Origin of the sequence: Vibrio sp. 2096, from assembly GCF_033339595.1 — a bacterium.
In the GTDB taxonomy this organism is placed as follows: Bacteria; Pseudomonadota; Gammaproteobacteria; order Enterobacterales; family Vibrionaceae; genus Vibrio; species Vibrio alginolyticus.
Genome location: NZ_JAWOUX010000003.1, coordinates 214975 through 231405 on the forward strand (window position 1 = coordinate 214975; position 16431 = coordinate 231405).

Genomic DNA, 16431 nt, shown 5'->3' on the forward strand with positions numbered 1-16431 from the left:
AGGCTCAGTATTGTTTTTATTTTTAAATTCAGTCGATAAACTTAAGTTTAATATGGTTTGTAAATTTATTAAGGTAGTGGGGTTTTTATTTATTTTTCCGTTACCATTTTTTGTAAATGCAGACTGCGAACAAGACCCTGTTGTATTCACATGTAATTTGGAAAATAAAGACGGTGGCTTGAAAGCTTGTTTTAATCAAGCCGAGAATTCGATGTACTTCGTTGTTGACGAAAATGGGTTGAAAACAGTTTATGCCCCACGAAAGGGGAAGAGTTTAGATAACTATAAATGGATAGATATTTCTCTTGAAGAACCTGAATTCATTCCTTTGAAATTTGAAGTAAATGAAAACAAGAATGCGTACTTTTCATTGACTAGAGGTGGTGGACGGTTGAGTGTCGTTGCTAGCTTCGTTGACATGATTGAAGATGAAAATGCTGTTGAGTACTACTGTGAATTGGGAACTGAAACAGCTCTGGATCCCAACGTTAGATTAAAAATAAAACACGTAAAGCCTAATGAGTTTGAAGCTTGGGGTTAAATAGCAATAGATTCCGGTGAGAGCCTAAATAAAATTCATTGTAATAAAAAGTTAGCTTTTCTAGAAAATCTACTCGAGACGTTTGGATAAGAAATGTTCAGATAAAAAGCGCCGAAAGGCGCTTTTTATTTTCTTTAAAATAAAGTATGGTCTCCCTCCTTTTAAAATGGTAAGTGTTGAATAATTATACAGTGGTTAGGTAAATGAATAAAATAACTAAACTCGCTTTGGCTTTGTCCGTATTGACATCTGTTGTTGGGTGTCAACTGGTCTCAAATACGCCGATGCAATCGACAGCAACGAAGGAAATAATTGAAAAAGCAAAGGCAGAGTTTGATGGACAACGTTTTTATAAGTTGAATGAATATGATGAAGAAATCAACGTTTCAGATGACGGGGTCATTACCTTCAAGTCTTACTTACCACGCAGCGGCGGTTATGAATGGGTACCAATTGTTATACGCGATACTAGTTTTCGTGTTTCTTGCGATTATTTCAGTGAATATGTTGAAGCTGGAATGGTTGTTCAGGTTCAGTTTGTAGGTAAACGCGGGCGCATTGAAAATTACGACAAGCAACGTTGTGAAGAGTACGGTGAGCCAACATGGCAATAAGAGCTGTAGACAATTAAAGCGCCGAAAGGCGCTTTTTATTTACGTTTTAGTTAACTGTTAGAAAAGATGTAGACCAATCTTCGGAAGATTAGGCAAGCAATGTGTAGTATCTGGTCACAAGTTGGTATGAACTTGCCTTTTAGAAAACGCTAATAAAATCGCTAAACAGCTACATGATAATAGAACGACACCTAAGTTTTGTACTGTTCCAGCCATCGCTAATCCCGTCCCGATCATGATGTAGTACATGAGCCCAAATAAAGCGCCTGCGCTACCTACCTGTTGTTTATAATCAACGAGTGCGTCACTGAGTGTATTGGGTATCGCAATCCCATAAGACATGACGACTAACACCATTGGAGCAACAAACCAGATTGATTGGCTCAGAATCAACACACCGACTGATCCCAAACTAAGCAATACTGCTGAGAGCCAAAGTAGTTGGCTTTTTCGAACATTTTTAGACACTAGGGATTTGTTTAAATAACTCCCAAGCAGAGTGCCTAACCCCAGTACCATGCCACTGTATCCAAATTGTTCGGAGTTATACCCAAGTGCTGAGAAAGTAAATGCGCCAAGCTGGTAATAAGAAAATAGAGCAATGTTATACAAAGCAACCAATAATCCTGAGCGCCAAATTCGCGCGTCTCTTACCATTTTCCAGCTAAGTTGATGCAACCGTACTGGTGTCTGTTCCTTCTGTGTTTCAGGAAGCTTAATAACGTTATAAGCGAGCAATACTAACGCGATTAAAAACAAGGCAAAAAACACATAACGGTATCCACCAAGCGCTGTAAGCTGCCCGCCTAATAGCATGCCAACTACCGGGCTGATTGATATACCCATCCCCATTAAGCTAAAGACTTTACTCAGTTCTTGACCGTCAAACGCGTCACGAAGCATGGTCTGTGTGACAACGGATCCTACCGCGATACCAAATGCGCTTAGGGCTCGCGCGGCCATGACAACAGCAAAGCTTTCGGTTTGAGTTGCGAGTAAAGATGCGCAACCATAGATAAAGAGCCCAATAAGCATGGTGGGCCTTCTTCCCAGTTTATCTGCGAGAACTCCCCAAACTACAACGCCAATGGCAAAAGCTAGGAAGTAGATCGACAATGTTTGGGCTGCTTGTGCGTGGTTTACATCAAATGATAGAGCGATTGAGCTCAACGCTGGGCTATAGATGGTTTCTACAATTTGCGGAAACATCAACATAACCAGCATGAGCCATAAAGAGGGCTTAGTATTCATATTGTTACCCATCGTTAATGAAGTTGGCGGGCAGTATAAATGAGGCTATGATTGATCTAATAACAACATAAAAACCAAATACATCAATATTCGGACAAAATGGCGCTTATTAACGAAAGAACACAATTTGATGCAGACAAGATTACTAATTATGTAGTGGGAATTGCTGCGGATATTGGCAAGCACGACTCAGGTATGCATATGCACAAGAAAGGGCAGTTATTGTACGCACCTCAAGGTTGTATGAGTTTTGCTCTGGAAGACTCGATTTGTATTTTGCCACCGACAAAGGCGGTTTGGATCCCACCTAATACGCCGCATCGCGCACTAATGACGAATGTGGTGGCGTATCGATCTTTGTATTTTGATTGTGAGGAGTTTGCCTGTCCAAGTAAGATCACGATGATAGAAGTGAATAATTTACTCCAAGCTCTTATTGATAAAATGTCATTTTGGGAGTGGGATAAGCCTAGCAGCGAGATGGTAAATACGACGGCGCTTTTTTGGGAGGAGTTTTATGCTGCGAAACGTTATTCGTTTCAGTTGCCTTTGCCATCGCATCGGCGCTTAACAACGTTTCGTCGAGAGTTGGTTGAACCTTCATTTCTAGCTCCTTCGCTTACTGCTCTTGCAAGCAAAGTTGGGGCAAGCACCAAGACGGTAACACGATTATTTAAGTCGGAAACGGGCATGAATTATCAAGATTGGCGGCAACAGTGGAGGCTTTTAAAGGCAGTTGAATTGTTATCAACGGGCATGCCAGTCAGCGCAGCTGCCGATTGGCTGGAGTTTTCGTCAGACAGTGCTTTTATTGCATTTTTCAAAAAGCAAACTGGACAAACACCTCTGACGTTTATGAAAACCAAGCCTTAAGCGTCAAAATGCTCACACTCTTTCTAGAACAAACCCCAGGTTCGCAGGCTCAGCCTATAAAACATACATAGACAGGTACCAACATGCAGGTTACTTGTCTTTACTCTGCAGTTTGCGAAAGTATTGCGTGGTAAAATCAACAAAGGCTCGGATGCGTTTTGGTTGATGTCGGTCGTGATGATAAAGGAGTGAAAATTCCACACTCGGAATGCTCCAGTCGGTAAACACTTCTTTTAGCTTGCCTGTCTGGAGTTCTTGTTGGCAATAAAGTGTTGGCACACGGATGATGCCATTTCCCGCCAAGGCTGCTTTTATCATTACTCTGCCGCTCTTACATCGTAACTGTCCACGTATCTGGTGTTCAGTTGACTGCTTTGTATTCGTGTTCTCAAATGCCCACCGTGTCACACTACCTGTCAAACAAACGTGTTTTTCTAAGTCCTTTGGATGTGAAGGATAGCCATATGTTTCTAAATAGTTTGGGCTTGCGTATGTCCCCATTTCCACATCGATCAGTTTGCGAGCGATAAAGTTGGAGTCGTCTAACTTTCCCATTCGAAAAGCGATATCGAATTCATCCGCGATTAAATCGACACGATGGCTGCTAAAATCTAAGTTAATGCTCACTTGTGGGTGTTGGATTAGAAACTGAGCAACGATATCTGCGACAACGTCTTCTCCTAAATAGCCCCCCACACAGTTGATACGAATGTCACCTCTTAAGTCTTCTACATCATCAACCACTGCCATAACAGCTTGATCAATATTGTGAAGGGCAGTTTCACACTGTTTATACAGAACCTTGCCTGCTTCGGTGAGGTTCAGTGTTCGAGTGGTCCTTTGTAGCAAAGTGACACCAATCTGTTGCTCCAGATTTGTTATTTGACGTGAAACGTGTGAGCGAGAAACGCCAAGTTGCTCTGCTGCTTTCGTGAAGTTTCCTAGTTGAGCGATTAGGACGAAAGAGCGAATATCCGCAAGGTTGATGTGTGTTTGCATGATGACTTCTTCATAATTCAAAAAAGTATTGTTGCAGTATAACAACAGTGTTTCAACTAGGTCGGTATATATCAACAAACAAAGTTTTCTTAAACTTACCGCCACTGATGTAAACCGTTCGATTAAGGATTCAAAATGAAAAAGTTAATTGTTATTACAGGCGCTAGTTCAGGCATTGGTGAAGCGATTGCACGTCACTTCAGTGAACAGGGCCATGCTCTTCTTTTGTTAGCAAGACGTGTAGAACGTTTGGAAGCATTAAACTTACCAAATACGCTTTGTGAAAAGGTAGATGTGACCGACAAAGCTTCTTTTGAGGCTGCAATTGAGAAAGCTGAAGCGTTGTATGGTCCGGTAGATGCATTTGTAAATAACGCAGGCGTTATGCTTCTAGGTCAGATAGATACTCAGGAAGCATCGGAGTGGAAGCGCATGTTTGATGTGAACGTAATTGGTTTGCTCAATGGCATGCAGTCCGTCCTAGCACCTATGAAAGCACGTAACAGTGGTACGATCATTAACATCAGCTCTATCGCGGGTAAGAAAACATTCCCTGATCATGCTGCTTATTGCGGTACCAAATTTGCGGTTCATGCTATTTCTGAAAACGTACGTGAAGAAGTTGCGTCATCGAATGTTCGCGTTACGACGATTGCACCTGGTGCAGTGGAAACGGAATTACTTTCACATACAACGTCTCAAGATATTAAAGATGGTTATGACGCTTGGAAGGTAGATATGGGCGGTGTGTTGGCCGCAGACGACATTGCACGCGCAGTGCTGTTTGCTTATCAGCAACCGCAAGGTGTGTGTGTTCGTGAAATTGCTTTGGCACCGACAAAACAACAACCTTAACATTGAGTTACGGCGATTTTAGGTCACTAAAGCCGTAAATTTTGCATACCGATTCGTGATTGAGATGGCATCTTTAAACTAAGTTGCGTGAAAATTTAGGTCATCCATTTAAATCCGGACACTAAGTGTGTTATTGCTTATACCCAAGTTACTCAAGGTGAGAAAAAACTTTGAGTAATTTGGGTTTTTATTTGGTCTCAACTTTAGGTAGCGGAATTTATTTAGGTCGAAGGCGATAGTTGTGAAGAAAGGAGAGTGTGACGTAAAACAAAATGAAGCAATATCCGTCTCTTAATGAGAATTGATTTCATCAACGTCACAAGCCGTTACAATTATCCGTTAGGTATTATACTTTGTGGATGGTTAATATTTAACCAAACAAGGAGGTGTGTATGAAACGATTCGCAAACATACTTTTTGCAACACAAGGATTGCCAGGCCATAGTGACGCCCTCGAACAAGCGATGAGGATTGCATCTAGCAACAAAGTGCCTGTCTCAGGGCTAATAGCGTGTCCTGATTTCCCAACAGACATGATCCAGTACCAGCAAAGTTATGAGCAATCGCTGCAAGACTCCCTCAAACAAAGTATTCACGAATACAGACAGAAGCTGGGACTCTCTGAAGAGGATCTCGCATTTCCTCTTACTGTGAAAAGCAGTGAAAAGCCCGCTGTCTGTATTATTCAAGAAGCATTAGCTGATAACAAAGATCTCATCATCAAAGAAGCTGAACCGCTCGGTGAAGGTGCTGAGGGTTTCAAAGCTATTGATATGACTCTGTTACGAAAATGCCCTTGTCCGCTTTGGTTGCACCGACCAATTGATAAGCCAAGAGATAAGCGCCGTGTTGCTGTGGCTATCGACCCATTAACGGCAAGCGATGAACAGCACTCATTAGCCGTGCGTTTACTCGAATTATCGCGTTCGATAGCCGACACCTGCGATAGTCGTTTACACGTGATTTCTTGCTGGGAGTATTACTTAGAAAACTACCTTAATGGTAACGCTTGGATTCAAGTCGATGATGCTGAGTTGAAACATGAACTCGACAAGGCAAAAGCCGATCATAAACAAGCTCTGCAACAGCTGTTGGAGGAGTCTGGGATTACAGGTGAAATTGTGATTCACCACCTGCATGGAAAACCCGACGAAAAGATTCCAGATTACGTAGAAAGTATTGAGGTAGACGTGTTGGTCATGGGTACCTTAGCGAGGACTGGTATATCTGGTTATGTCATTGGTAATACGGCTGAAAATATTTTGCAATCGATTAACTGTAGTTTGGTCGCTCTTAAGCCCGATGGTTTTGTCTCACCGATTCAGTAATTGGGGTGTAACAAAGTTGGGTTTAAGTGATGTTTTAGGTAAAGGAGGGAGATGGATCTCTAGAACATGGAATTATCAATGTATCAATAAGTTATCAGAGGAGAGTGACATGAAAAACCTATGCCCGAAATGCCACACAGAAATGATAGAACGTTCGAATGTTTATGTTTGTCCGAGAAATGATATCGGTGACTGCACCTACGATGCATTCGAGTTAGCTGATGACGATAATCCATATACATTCAGCCAAGAACACGTAAGTAGTGACCTACGTTCTTATGCCGTAGCAGACAGCAAATAGCGGTTTGTATCGGCGTTCCTCTAAGTAGCACTCAGTGATTACTGTTTGCTACTTTTCCCTTGGTTTCATGATCGTTTTTGAAGCGCTTGGGTTAAAACAATACAGTGGAGTTTGTCATTTGCGCCGAATAGGGCGTACCTTCTTATAATAACGAATGGGCTGCGATGTTGAATAACATAACGGGTAAAGAAAACCTGCCGAAAAACCTAGATAATCAGTTGGTCTTACTGATTTTCCCTGCGCTGCCAGTTTTAATCTTCTCTTTTCTCTTCTATATCTATACTCCTGCAGGCGTGAGCTGGAATGCGGAATGGATACCAAGCCTCGATATCAACCTTAGCTTTAGATTAGATGGTCTTTCATTTCTTTTTGCGGGACTGATCAGTGGGATTGGCGCACTGATTCAAATCTACGCTTTGGCTTATTTACGAGAAAGTGATAGCCGGTTTTCCTTTCATTTGTATCTAACCCTATTCATGCTTGCCATGCTAGGGATTGTGATGAGCGATAACATTCTGTTGTTATTTGTTTTCTGGGAACTCACCACCATCACTTCTTATTTACTGATCGGGTTTAATCACGAAAATAAAACGTCTCGGAAAAACGCCTTGCAGTCGCTGATTGTTACTGGTGCTGGTGGACTAGCGTTGCTAGCTGGTCTTATCTTGCTGGGAGCAATGGCAGGGAGTTATGAGCTAAATACCATTATCGAGCAGGCAGACACTATTGCGCAGCATGAATGGTTTATCCCATCTCTAGTGCTCATACTACTCGGTGCATTTACTAAATCTGCGCAATTCCCGTTTCATTTTTGGCTACCTAACGCGATGGCAGCTCCCACTCCGGTCAGTGCGTATTTACACTCGGCAACAATGGTAAAGGCAGGCATTTACCTATTAGCACGTTTATCGCCAGTTTATGCCCACAGCGAGATCTGGTTTTATGCTTTAGTCATCACTGGGAGTATCACGGCCATTTGGTGCACATTTGTCGCATTAAAACAAACTGACTTGAAGCTGATGCTAGCCTACAGCACGAATGTTGCTTTGGGTAAATTAACATTATTACTAGGTATGGGCACAGATTTGGCCGTTAGTGCAGTATTGATGTTTATTCTCGCTCACTCTTTCTATAAAGCTGCGCTGTTTATGGTGGTGGGTAATATCGACAAAGCGACAGGAACACGAGATATTGATCAATTGTACGGCCTGAAGTCAGTTCTCGTCATCAGCATGGTTGCGGGGAGTTTGGCTGCATTGTCTAAAGCGGGGTTCCCGCCGTTGTTAGGCTTTTTGAGCAAAGAATACATGTACAAGTCCGCAGTAGAGCTCAATAACTGGATCGCCTTTGTACTTTTAATCGTGAATATACTGATGGTCGCGCTAACCATTATGCTTATTGCGAGACCATTCTTTGCTCGCCGTGATCTCGTGCCGATTGAAACTAAGCCAGTTGAGACAAGAAAAGCCATGTGGATCTCGCCTTTGCTCTTGGCAGTTGGCAGCCTCCTAGTTCCGTTATTCGGTTTGAATTGGTTAGATCGCAATATTATTTTTCCGGGCTCTGCTGACATTCTGCCCACAGCAACTCTTAAAGAGACATCACTATGGCATGGCGTGAATGTACCGTTAGTGTTAAGCGTTATTACGCTAGCGTTGGGGTATGTGGTGTACCGTGTTTATCCTACTGTGTCTGCATTTTTTCAGCGGCTACATCTATTCGTCCCCAAAGCGGAGAATATTTTTGAACGACTATTAGATGGCATGATGACAGTGGCGAAGTGGCAAACGGCGCGGTTACAGCAAAAGAAATTGAGTCGCTATGTCCTATTATTTTTCACGGTACTTGCCGTTGCGTTACTGAGTCAGGTAGCGCTTATTCCTCTACCTTTGGTTGGCGAACTTTCAAGTGTCACTTTCTATGAGATTGGTATTGCCTTATTGTTGATTGGTGCTGCGCTCGTATGTACGTTGTCCCACGCAAGACTTCTTGCGATTTCTGCGCTTGGTATGATTGGCTTCATGACCACGCTTGTTTTTATGATTTATAGCGCCCCGGACGTTGCGAAGACTTTACTGTTAGTGGAAACATTAATGGTGGTCTTTCTTGCATTGTTAATGCGTCATATGCCACGTCTAACCACCGTGCCCAAGCATTCAATAAAACGTAAAGTAGCGAATATTTGCATAGCAGGTGTGATAGGTGTTTCGGTTACTTTACTTTTGTTAGGAATCACGTCTCAGCCGATGGACTCTTCGGTGTCAGATTTCTTTGCAGAAAACAGTGTCCCGGGTGGACATGGGCGAAACATTGTTAACGTTATTCTGGTCGACTTTCGCGCATTTGATACATTGGGAGAAGTTGTTGTCGTTGTTATTGCAGGGATTGCTGCAGTGAGTTTGCTTAAGACAAGAGCGAAAAAGCAAAATCGTATCCAATCATTAATTTTTGCAACCACGGCACACATTGTTTCGGCACTCATGCTCGTATTTTCAGTGTATCTGTTGTTACGTGGTCATAACGAACCGGGTGGTGGCTTTATTGGTGCGTTGATTGCCGTTATTGGTTTATCACTTCTCATGTTCGCGGAATCACCGAAATACGTTCGTTCTAGGTTGTATTTCAAACCGTTTCTCATTGCGTTATCTGGCATCGCATTGAGCTTAGTTTCTGGTGCTTTGAGCTTTGCGTTTGATAAACCGTTTTTGACCGGACTGTGGTGGAAAGACGTGATACCACTAGGGACGCCATTGGTTTTTGATGTTGGTGTTTACCTTGCCGTTATAGGTGGCGTGATGGGTATGCTGCTTCGTATTAATGAGGAGCTAGAGTGATGGAAATAGTCTGGAGTGTTGTCGTTGGAGTATTTGTCGCAGCAGGTGTTTATTTAATGCTTGAAAAGCATATCTTGCGCCTTTTGTTCGGCATCATGTTACTCAGTAGTGCGGTTAACCTTGCTATTTTTACCGCTGGAAGGCTGACGCCCGGAGAGCCGCCATTGATTGGCGATAATGCTCTTTTACCACCAGATAGCGCGGCAAATCCTTTACCTCAAGCGCTTATCTTAACTGCGATAGTCATCGGTTTTGGACTACTTATTTTTGCTTTAATGCTGTTCTATCGAGCTTATAAAGACACTGGAACTGCAAACGTCGATGAAATGCAACGTTCTGAGGAGGGTCAATGAGTTCGATTTTGCTTACGTTACCGGTTGTTCTCTCGCTGAGTACGGCGTTGACTATCTTCTTCGTCCGTCGCTCAACAAAAAGTGTTGAGTGGTTGAGCGGTGTAAGTGCGATTTCGAACCTTTTCGTTGCGGGCTTTCTCACAGAAAACATCATAAGTAATGGTATTCAAGCCGTTGCTTTTGGTCAGTGGAGTGCGCCATTTGGTATCGTGTTTGTCGCAGATTACCTCAGCGTTGCTATGGTGATGATAACGGCGGTGATTGGTGCGATATGTGTTTTCTACGCGATGGCGGACCTTCACCGAAAGCCCTCCTATAGCAATTACCATGCGTTAATGCACGTGTTGCTTGCTGGCGTTTATGGTGCTTTCCTGACTGGAGATATTTTTAATCTGTATGTTTGGTTTGAGGTCATGCTCATTTCATCATTTGGTTTAATGGTGTTAGATGCAACGAAAACTCAAGTTGATGGTGCAGTAAAGTACGTGATGTTGAACCTGATTTCGACGCTGGTATTTTTGCTTGCTATCGGTTTATTGTATGGAGCAACGGGCACCTTGAACTTGGCCGATCTCTACACCAAAGTAGGGGAAAATGAATTGAGCATCAACATGATGCTGTCCGCGCTATTTTTGTTTGCCTTTTCTATTAAAGCGGCACTCTTTCCTTTATTTGCTTGGTTGCCAGCTTCTTATCACACGTTACCAAGCGGTGTGGTGGCACTGTTTGCCGCGTTGCTTACTAAAGTCGGTGTATACGCGTTGATAAGAGTCTTTACCTTGGTATTTCCGCTCGCCGAGAGTGGTTGGCAACCGACGTTAATTTGGGTCGCAGGGCTAACCATGTTAACGGGCGTTTTAGGAGCGGCTAGCCAATTCGACATTAAGAAAATTCTTTCTTTTCATATTATTAGCCAAATAGGCTATATGATCATGGGGTTGGCTATTTACACTCCCTTAGCTTTAGCCGGTGCCATTTTCTACATTGTTCATCACATCATTGTAAAAGCGAATTTGTTCTTAATAGGTGGATTCATCGAGCGCAAATATGGCTCTAGTCAACTTGAACATTTGGGTGGGGTATACAAAGCTATGCCTTGGTTAGCGTTCTTGTTTCTTGTCCCTGCGTTTTCTCTGGCCGGTTTCCCACCGCTATCGGGTTTCTGGGGAAAGCTATTGGTCATCAAGTCGAGCATACAGGCTGAGTATTACTGGTTAGCAGGTACCGCGTTATTGGTGGGGTTGCTTACTGTCTACTCGATGACGAAAATTTGGAGTGAGGCATTTTGGAAAAAGCCATTTAGAGAGAAGCCAGAACAGACTCTGCAGGCCAAAGTACATTGGTTGTACTGCGTTCCAATTATTGTATTGACAACGTTGACGCTAATCATTGGCTTAGTGGCGGAGCCTTTTTATCAATTTTCCGTTCAAGCTGCAGAACAACTGTTAAATCCGACTGAATACATCAGAGTGGTGTTAGGAGGAAATGCATGATCTATCTATTCCTCAATTTTTTCTTAGCGTTAGCGTGGATGATGCTTAATGGCAGCTATTCGAGTCTGAATTTTGTTGTCGGATTTACGGTCGGCTTTTTTGCTTTAAGGTTGAGTCAACCATTTGGATTGAAAACGAGCTATTTTCAACGTTTTGCATCTGCATTGAAGTTATTGGTGTACTTCGCTTATGAAATGGTTATATCGGTTGCGAAAGTGGTGTGGGACGTCGTGACACCTACTCATTTGAGTCAGCCTGATATCGTTTATGTCCCTCTGGAGGTCGATTCTGACCTAGAAATCACATTACTGGCGAACATGGTTTCTTTAACACCGGGTACGCTTAGTTTGGATGTTACGGCTGATAAAAAGTATCTTATCGTTCATGCCATGTTTGCACCTGAACATGAAGAGGTTATTCGCGGAATTAAAGATGGGTTAGAGCATCGAATTTTGGAGGTGACGCGTGGATAGTTGGCTGCAAATAACGGTCACTTTTGCCTATTCTGGACTACTACTCAGCTTTGTTATGGCTTTTGCTCGTTTAATTCTAGGACCAACGCTAGCTGATCGAGTTGTGGCGTTAGATCTGATTTCATTTATCACTATCGGATTTATTACGGTCTACACCTTAGACAGCGGTGAGGACGCTCTGTTAGACATCGCCATTACATTAGGTTTGGTCGCATTTCTCGGCACGATCGCATTTGCACGTTTGATCGTTAAAAGAAAGGAGAAAGAATAATGGACGTGTTGATTGGACTATTTTTATGCTTAGGAACATTGTTGACCTTGGTTGCAAGTCTAGGTGTCCTGAGGCTTCCTGATTTGTATACCCGAATGCATGCAGCGACCAAAGCTGGAACTGTTGGAGTGAGCTGCTTGTTATTAGCGGTCGCTTTCTCACTCCCTGAAGTTACCGTGATCTCTCGGGTTATCGGTACGATGTTGTTTATCGTTCTCACTGCGCCAGTCGCCTCCCACCTGCTCGGCAGAGCAATGCGAGAGGTCGGATATAAGATTTGGCGCAATGATTAACCATTAGCGTCGAATAGTACTACGCCCTAGTTGAAATAAACTCGAAGCTGTATTGATGAAGTCGGAAGTAATTGACGGTATATTCAAATGCACGACCATCTTCTAGGTAACCAGTGGACTCAACTTTTAGAATAGGGGAAGCTTCTGTTTCATTCAGGTATGAGGCCGTCTCTGCATCTAACAAATACGGTTTGACAGACTGACAGCTTTTCGCAATTTTCAATCTTTTGCTATTTTCAATGTACTCATATTTAGAACCATTCATTATGGCTATGCTCAAGTCTGGAAATAACATTGCTGGCATATGAGTGACTTCGTAAATTTCAGGCTCATCATTAATACACCTAAGTCTATGTATTTCATATGTATCATCATTGGGCGAGAGATTTAACTGCTTAGCAACCTGCTCATTCGGCTTTTTAAGTTCGAACTTTATGACTTGAGAGCTAGGTGTTTTCCCTTGTTTACTGACTTCCTCGATAAAACCCAGCAAATGTAAGGCATCATGTTGGGCTTTTAGATCGTTTACATAAGTTCCACTACCTCTTGTCCGACTAATTAAATTATTGTCGACCAGAATTTGTAAGCTTTTTCTGATGGTTACGCGGCTTACGGAAAACTCTTCTTGCAAATCACTCTCTTTTGGAAGCATCGATTTAGGTTGTAGTTCCCCATCTTTGATCTTTTTTTCTAATCGTTCCGCAATGTCTATGTATTTGGGTTTCATAATACCTCGCTAAGTCTTGGATCATGATAGCAAGAATGTGATCTGAGATGTAGTTAATACTTTTCCTTAGGATCTTTGTGTGATTTTTATCTCGTATCTATGTGCTTACACTTTAAATGTATCATAAAAGTATTAATACTTATTTTGTACATTTGCAGGATAAACATTTGAGGTAGCGAAATGAAACGTCAAAAATTAACGATTGTTGGTGCTGGCAGTACATACACACTTGGTATGATGAACAGCCTTATTGCCGAAAAAGATAACTTTCCACTCGCAAAAGTCGTGTTTTACGACATAGATGAGAAACGCCAAGAATCGAATGCATTAGCTACTGAAATTCTATTGCGAGAACACTATCCAGAAGTTGAAGAGTTTGTTTATACAACGGATAAATCTGTCGCATTCGCAGATTCGGACTTTTTCTTTATCCAGATCCGCACTGGTGGGTTGGCCATGCGCGAGCGCGATGAACAAATCCCGCTATCCAACTCTTGTGTTGGGCAAGAGACATGTGGCGCGGGAGGAATGGCATATGGACTTCGCTCTATCGGCGATATGATCCAGCTAGTGAACGAGATCCGACAAACGTGTCCAGATGCGTGGATTCTTAATTACACCAACCCGGCGGCAATTGTCGCTGAAGCTTTAAATCGTGAATTTCCGCATGATAAGCGAATTCTAAATATTTGTGATATGCCAGCAGCGATTATGGTCAGCTATGCGCAATTGTTAGGGTGTGAAATTTGGGACTTTGTTCCTGAATATTTTGGGCTTAATCACTATGGCTGGTTTACCAAAATTCGTAATAAACAGGGTGAAGACTTAACGGATAAAATTAAAAATATCATCCTAAAAGAAGGGATCAGTGCGGTTGATGCGGAAATAGCGGATGACCCATCGTGGCAAGCCACATTCAAAAACATGAGAACAATGCTTGCTGATAATCCAGAGTTTTTGCCGAATACGTATCTTCAATACTATTTGTACCCTGAAAAAATGGTAGCGAAAGAGGATATCAATAATACTCGCGCAAGGCAGGTAATTAACGGCCGTGAGAAACGAGTGTTTGAATTGAACGCAAGAATAATTGAAGCGGGCACCACGAAGCACGAAACACTGCATGCCGATATCCATGGTCGATACATGGTGAGAGTCGCGGCTTCGCTAGCCTACAACTTGAGCGATGTGTATCTCGTCATCGTACCGAATAATGGTGCTATTACAAATTTACAAAATGACGCCATGGTAGAAGTTCCAGCTGCGCTAACTAGTGATGGACCGAAAGCTTTTACTGTAGGAAAAATCCCAACCTTCCAAAAAGCCATGATTGAGAGCCAACTTGGTTACGAGAAATTAGTCGTGGATGCTTGGTACGAAGGAAGTCAGCAAAAGCTGATTAATGCACTCACACTTAACCGTACCGTGGTTAATGTGCCAAAAGCTAAAGAAATAACAAAACAATTACTAGAAGAAAATAAAGCCTACCTTCCTCAATTTTTTCAATAACAACTGGACGTTCGGGGCCTACTTGTAGGCTCCGTGAATGAAACAAGAGGTTTATATGAAAGACATTATTCAAAGGTTCGGAGCCGCGATGTTTGTACCCGTTCTATTATTTCCAGCAGCGGGCATGTTATTGGGTTTCTCTGTTGTGCTGTTAAATCAAGAAGTGTTTCCTTGGGCACTAGAGGGGAGTGCTTGGGTTAAAGTCTCGACGATCATTTTACAGGCATCACTCGCTGTATTTAAAAATATGGCACTTATTTTTGCCGTTGGGTTACCTATCGCTTTAGCTAAAAAAGCATCTGGTCGCGCTGTACTTGCAACACTTGTTTCCTACATTACGTATAACTACGTTATTGGTGGAATCCTTCAATTTTGGGGGCCAGAACTGGGAGTTAACTATACGGAAGGTGAGCGAGGTTTGACTGAAGTTGGTGGCATTCTAACGCTTGATACCAACTTGCTAGGTGCGATTTTAATTGCAAGTCTCTCTGTTTGGGTTCACAACCGATTCTTTGATAAAAAGCTACCGGATTGGGCGGCTGTATTTGGCGGAACGCCATTGGTTGTGATCATTAGCTTCCCAATTATGGTCGTGATGGCAATTCTAACTTGTTTGACTTGGCCAAGTATTCAGCATGGTATTAATAATCTGCAATCATTTTTGGTTTCTGCTGGATCGTTAGGGGTATGGCTATTTACGTTTTTAGAGCGAATCATGATACCAACGGGGTTGCATCATTTCGTATATGGTCCCGTTTTTTATGGGCCAGTTGCAGTCGATGGCGGAACGGTTGCCTATTGGATTCAAAATATACAGACATTCGCCCAGAGCTCGGAAAGTTTAACGACACAATTTCCTCAGGGTGGTTTGATGTTGACGGGAATGGGTAAAGTGTTTGGTTGTACGGGTATCGCACTAGCACTCTATTCAGTTGCGAAAAAAGAAAATAAAAAGATGGTGATGGGGTTAGTGCTCGGAGCCGCAATCACAGCAATTCTTACAGGGATCACCGAACCAATAGAGTTTACATTCTTATTTATCGCACCTGCGCTGTTTGCTTTGCATGCGTTGTTATCTGCGACAATGGCAACGATCGCCTTTATGTTTGGTGTTTCCGGTAACTTTCAGACTGGCTTGATAGACTTCATTTTCCAAAACTGGTTGCCTTTGGCTGGTAACCATGCGGGAACATACGTGATTCAGATTATTATTGGTCTCATGTTTACTGGTGTTTACTTTGTTACGTTTCGCGCGCTTATTTTAAAATACAACATACTTACTCCGGGACGTGAAGGTGCAGATAGTAAGTTGTATTCAAAAGCTGACTACAAAGAAGCGAAAGAGGTCCATAACAGTAGCGCAAGTCCGTCACAAGCTAGTGCCTTTATTGAAGGTTTGGGTGGAAAAGAAAACATTGAATTGTTAACTAATTGCGCGACGCGTCTGCGTGTTAAAGTTAAAGATGTCTCTCTTGTAAAGGAGAACGCATTTTTCACACAGCACGGAGCGGTGAATATTGTTAGAAATCAAGAGAGCCTTCAAATCATCGTTGGTTTAACGGTGCCACAAGTTCGCGAAGATATGAGCCAACTGATAAAAGCTTAACCCCCAACTAATGCTCCCGCTCATATGGCTCAAAGGTGAGATAGAATTATCTCACCTTTTTTGTGTACATGAAGCATATTTCGCTCAGTTTCCACGAAAGTGGGGAGGAG

Annotated in this window: 17 protein-coding genes; 14 read left to right on the forward strand and 3 right to left on the reverse strand. The window is 42.6% G+C overall.

Going from position 1 to position 16431, the window contains the following annotated elements:
- The first annotated feature begins 10 nt into the window (after positions 1-10).
- Complete coding sequence (locus R7Q41_RS07215) at positions 11-541, forward strand: hypothetical protein (RefSeq protein WP_225477451.1); 531 nt, start codon at positions 11-13, stop codon at positions 539-541.
- Between the two features lie 203 nt (positions 542-744).
- Positions 745-1155 (forward strand): hypothetical protein, encoded by a 411-nt coding sequence (locus tag R7Q41_RS07220; RefSeq protein ID WP_054577796.1) that lies wholly within the window; start codon positions 745-747, stop codon positions 1153-1155.
- A gap of 114 nt (positions 1156-1269) precedes the next feature.
- On the opposite strand, the gene R7Q41_RS07225 is transcribed toward R7Q41_RS07220, so the two are convergent.
- Entirely contained in the window at positions 1270-2406 is a 1137-nt protein-coding gene (locus tag R7Q41_RS07225) for a multidrug effflux MFS transporter (RefSeq protein WP_065275212.1), read from the reverse strand.
- 99 nt (positions 2407-2505) lie between these two features.
- Here R7Q41_RS07225 and R7Q41_RS07230 point away from each other — a divergent pair, with 99 nt between their 5' ends.
- A complete protein-coding gene (locus tag R7Q41_RS07230; RefSeq protein WP_258634845.1) occupies positions 2506-3279 on the forward strand; it encodes an AraC family transcriptional regulator in 774 nt (257 codons plus the stop codon).
- A 90-nt stretch (positions 3280-3369) separates the two neighbouring features.
- Here the strand turns inward: R7Q41_RS07230 and R7Q41_RS07235 are convergent, their stop codons facing one another.
- The gene (locus R7Q41_RS07235; protein ID WP_053349221.1) at positions 3370-4278 is read right to left on the reverse strand and encodes a LysR family transcriptional regulator; all 909 of its coding nucleotides are present in this window, start codon (positions 4276-4278) and stop codon (positions 3370-3372) included.
- A 135-nt stretch (positions 4279-4413) separates the two neighbouring features.
- Here R7Q41_RS07235 and R7Q41_RS07240 point away from each other — a divergent pair, with 135 nt between their 5' ends.
- The 9 genes from R7Q41_RS07240 (at position 4414) to mnhG (ending at position 12479) form a co-directional block, all read left to right on the forward strand.
- Positions 4414-5133, forward strand: a complete 720-nt coding sequence (locus R7Q41_RS07240) for an SDR family oxidoreductase (protein WP_258634846.1) — start codon at positions 4414-4416, stop codon at positions 5131-5133.
- Positions 5134-5525: 392 nt separating this feature from the next.
- Positions 5526-6461: a universal stress protein gene (locus R7Q41_RS07245; protein ID WP_005373330.1), complete on the forward strand. Its 936-nt coding sequence runs from the start codon at positions 5526-5528 to the stop codon at positions 6459-6461.
- 109 nt (positions 6462-6570) lie between these two features.
- Positions 6571-6762, forward strand: coding sequence for a hypothetical protein (locus tag R7Q41_RS07250; protein WP_005373328.1), 192 nt, complete (start codon positions 6571-6573; stop codon positions 6760-6762).
- Between the two features lie 164 nt (positions 6763-6926).
- Positions 6927-9596 (forward strand): hydrogen gas-evolving membrane-bound hydrogenase subunit E, encoded by a 2670-nt coding sequence (mbhE, locus tag R7Q41_RS07255; RefSeq protein WP_258634847.1) that lies wholly within the window; start codon positions 6927-6929, stop codon positions 9594-9596.
- The gene (locus R7Q41_RS07260) at positions 9596-9949 is read left to right on the forward strand and encodes a Na+/H+ antiporter subunit C (RefSeq protein WP_017633704.1); all 354 of its coding nucleotides are present in this window, start codon (positions 9596-9598) and stop codon (positions 9947-9949) included. Before mbhE ends, R7Q41_RS07260 begins: the two co-directional genes overlap by 1 nt.
- Complete coding sequence (locus tag R7Q41_RS07265; RefSeq protein ID WP_053349220.1) at positions 9946-11442, forward strand: Na+/H+ antiporter subunit D; 1497 nt, start codon at positions 9946-9948, stop codon at positions 11440-11442. The genes R7Q41_RS07260 and R7Q41_RS07265 overlap by 4 nt, the downstream gene beginning before the upstream one ends.
- The gene (locus tag R7Q41_RS07270; RefSeq protein ID WP_005373320.1) at positions 11439-11915 is read left to right on the forward strand and encodes a Na+/H+ antiporter subunit E; all 477 of its coding nucleotides are present in this window, start codon (positions 11439-11441) and stop codon (positions 11913-11915) included. Before R7Q41_RS07265 ends, R7Q41_RS07270 begins: the two co-directional genes overlap by 4 nt.
- Positions 11908-12186 carry a cation:proton antiporter gene (locus tag R7Q41_RS07275; RefSeq protein WP_005373317.1) on the forward strand — a complete coding sequence of 93 codons (279 nt, stop codon included), beginning with the start codon at positions 11908-11910 and terminating at the stop codon, positions 12184-12186. Before R7Q41_RS07270 ends, R7Q41_RS07275 begins: the two co-directional genes overlap by 8 nt.
- On the forward strand, positions 12186-12479 hold the full coding sequence (mnhG, locus tag R7Q41_RS07280) for a monovalent cation/H(+) antiporter subunit G (protein ID WP_005373314.1): 294 nt from the start codon (positions 12186-12188) through the stop codon (positions 12477-12479). The genes R7Q41_RS07275 and mnhG overlap by 1 nt, the downstream gene beginning before the upstream one ends.
- 19 nt (positions 12480-12498) lie before the next feature.
- Here mnhG and R7Q41_RS07285 read toward each other — a convergent pair whose 3' ends face one another.
- The gene (locus tag R7Q41_RS07285; RefSeq protein ID WP_182015876.1) at positions 12499-13206 is read right to left on the reverse strand and encodes a GntR family transcriptional regulator; all 708 of its coding nucleotides are present in this window, start codon (positions 13204-13206) and stop codon (positions 12499-12501) included.
- A 180-nt stretch (positions 13207-13386) separates the two neighbouring features.
- Between R7Q41_RS07285 and R7Q41_RS07290 the strand changes: the two genes are divergently transcribed.
- Positions 13387-14715, forward strand: a complete 1329-nt coding sequence (locus R7Q41_RS07290) for a 6-phospho-alpha-glucosidase (RefSeq protein WP_005373308.1) — start codon at positions 13387-13389, stop codon at positions 14713-14715.
- A 55-nt stretch (positions 14716-14770) separates the two neighbouring features.
- Entirely contained in the window at positions 14771-16321 is a 1551-nt protein-coding gene (locus R7Q41_RS07295; RefSeq protein ID WP_215810345.1) for an alpha-glucoside-specific PTS transporter subunit IIBC, read from the forward strand.
- Positions 16322-16431: the final 110 nt, after the last annotated feature.

Excerpts from the sequence above, each read along its gene's own strand:
- R7Q41_RS07220 (WP_054577796.1), top strand. The coding sequence starts at position 745 with ATGAATAAAATAACTAAACTCGCTTTGGCTTTGTCCGTATTGACATCT.
- R7Q41_RS07225 (WP_065275212.1), bottom strand. The coding sequence starts at position 2,406 with ATGAATACTAAGCCCTCTTTATGGCTCATGCTGGTTATGTTGATGTTT.
- R7Q41_RS07230 (WP_258634845.1), top strand. The coding sequence starts at position 2,506 with ATGGCGCTTATTAACGAAAGAACACAATTTGATGCAGACAAGATTACT.
- R7Q41_RS07235 (WP_053349221.1), bottom strand. The coding sequence starts at position 4,278 with ATGCAAACACACATCAACCTTGCGGATATTCGCTCTTTCGTCCTAATC.
- R7Q41_RS07240 (WP_258634846.1), top strand. The coding sequence starts at position 4,414 with ATGAAAAAGTTAATTGTTATTACAGGCGCTAGTTCAGGCATTGGTGAA.
- R7Q41_RS07245 (WP_005373330.1), top strand. The coding sequence starts at position 5,526 with ATGAAACGATTCGCAAACATACTTTTTGCAACACAAGGATTGCCAGGC.
- R7Q41_RS07250 (WP_005373328.1), top strand. The coding sequence starts at position 6,571 with ATGAAAAACCTATGCCCGAAATGCCACACAGAAATGATAGAACGTTCG.
- mbhE (WP_258634847.1), top strand. The coding sequence starts at position 6,927 with ATGTTGAATAACATAACGGGTAAAGAAAACCTGCCGAAAAACCTAGAT.
- R7Q41_RS07260 (WP_017633704.1), top strand. The coding sequence starts at position 9,596 with ATGGAAATAGTCTGGAGTGTTGTCGTTGGAGTATTTGTCGCAGCAGGT.
- R7Q41_RS07265 (WP_053349220.1), top strand. The coding sequence starts at position 9,946 with ATGAGTTCGATTTTGCTTACGTTACCGGTTGTTCTCTCGCTGAGTACG.
- R7Q41_RS07270 (WP_005373320.1), top strand. The coding sequence starts at position 11,439 with ATGATCTATCTATTCCTCAATTTTTTCTTAGCGTTAGCGTGGATGATG.
- mnhG (WP_005373314.1), top strand. The coding sequence starts at position 12,186 with ATGGACGTGTTGATTGGACTATTTTTATGCTTAGGAACATTGTTGACC.
- R7Q41_RS07285 (WP_182015876.1), bottom strand. The coding sequence starts at position 13,206 with ATGAAACCCAAATACATAGACATTGCGGAACGATTAGAAAAAAAGATC.
- R7Q41_RS07290 (WP_005373308.1), top strand. The coding sequence starts at position 13,387 with ATGAAACGTCAAAAATTAACGATTGTTGGTGCTGGCAGTACATACACA.
- R7Q41_RS07295 (WP_215810345.1), top strand. The coding sequence starts at position 14,771 with ATGAAAGACATTATTCAAAGGTTCGGAGCCGCGATGTTTGTACCCGTT.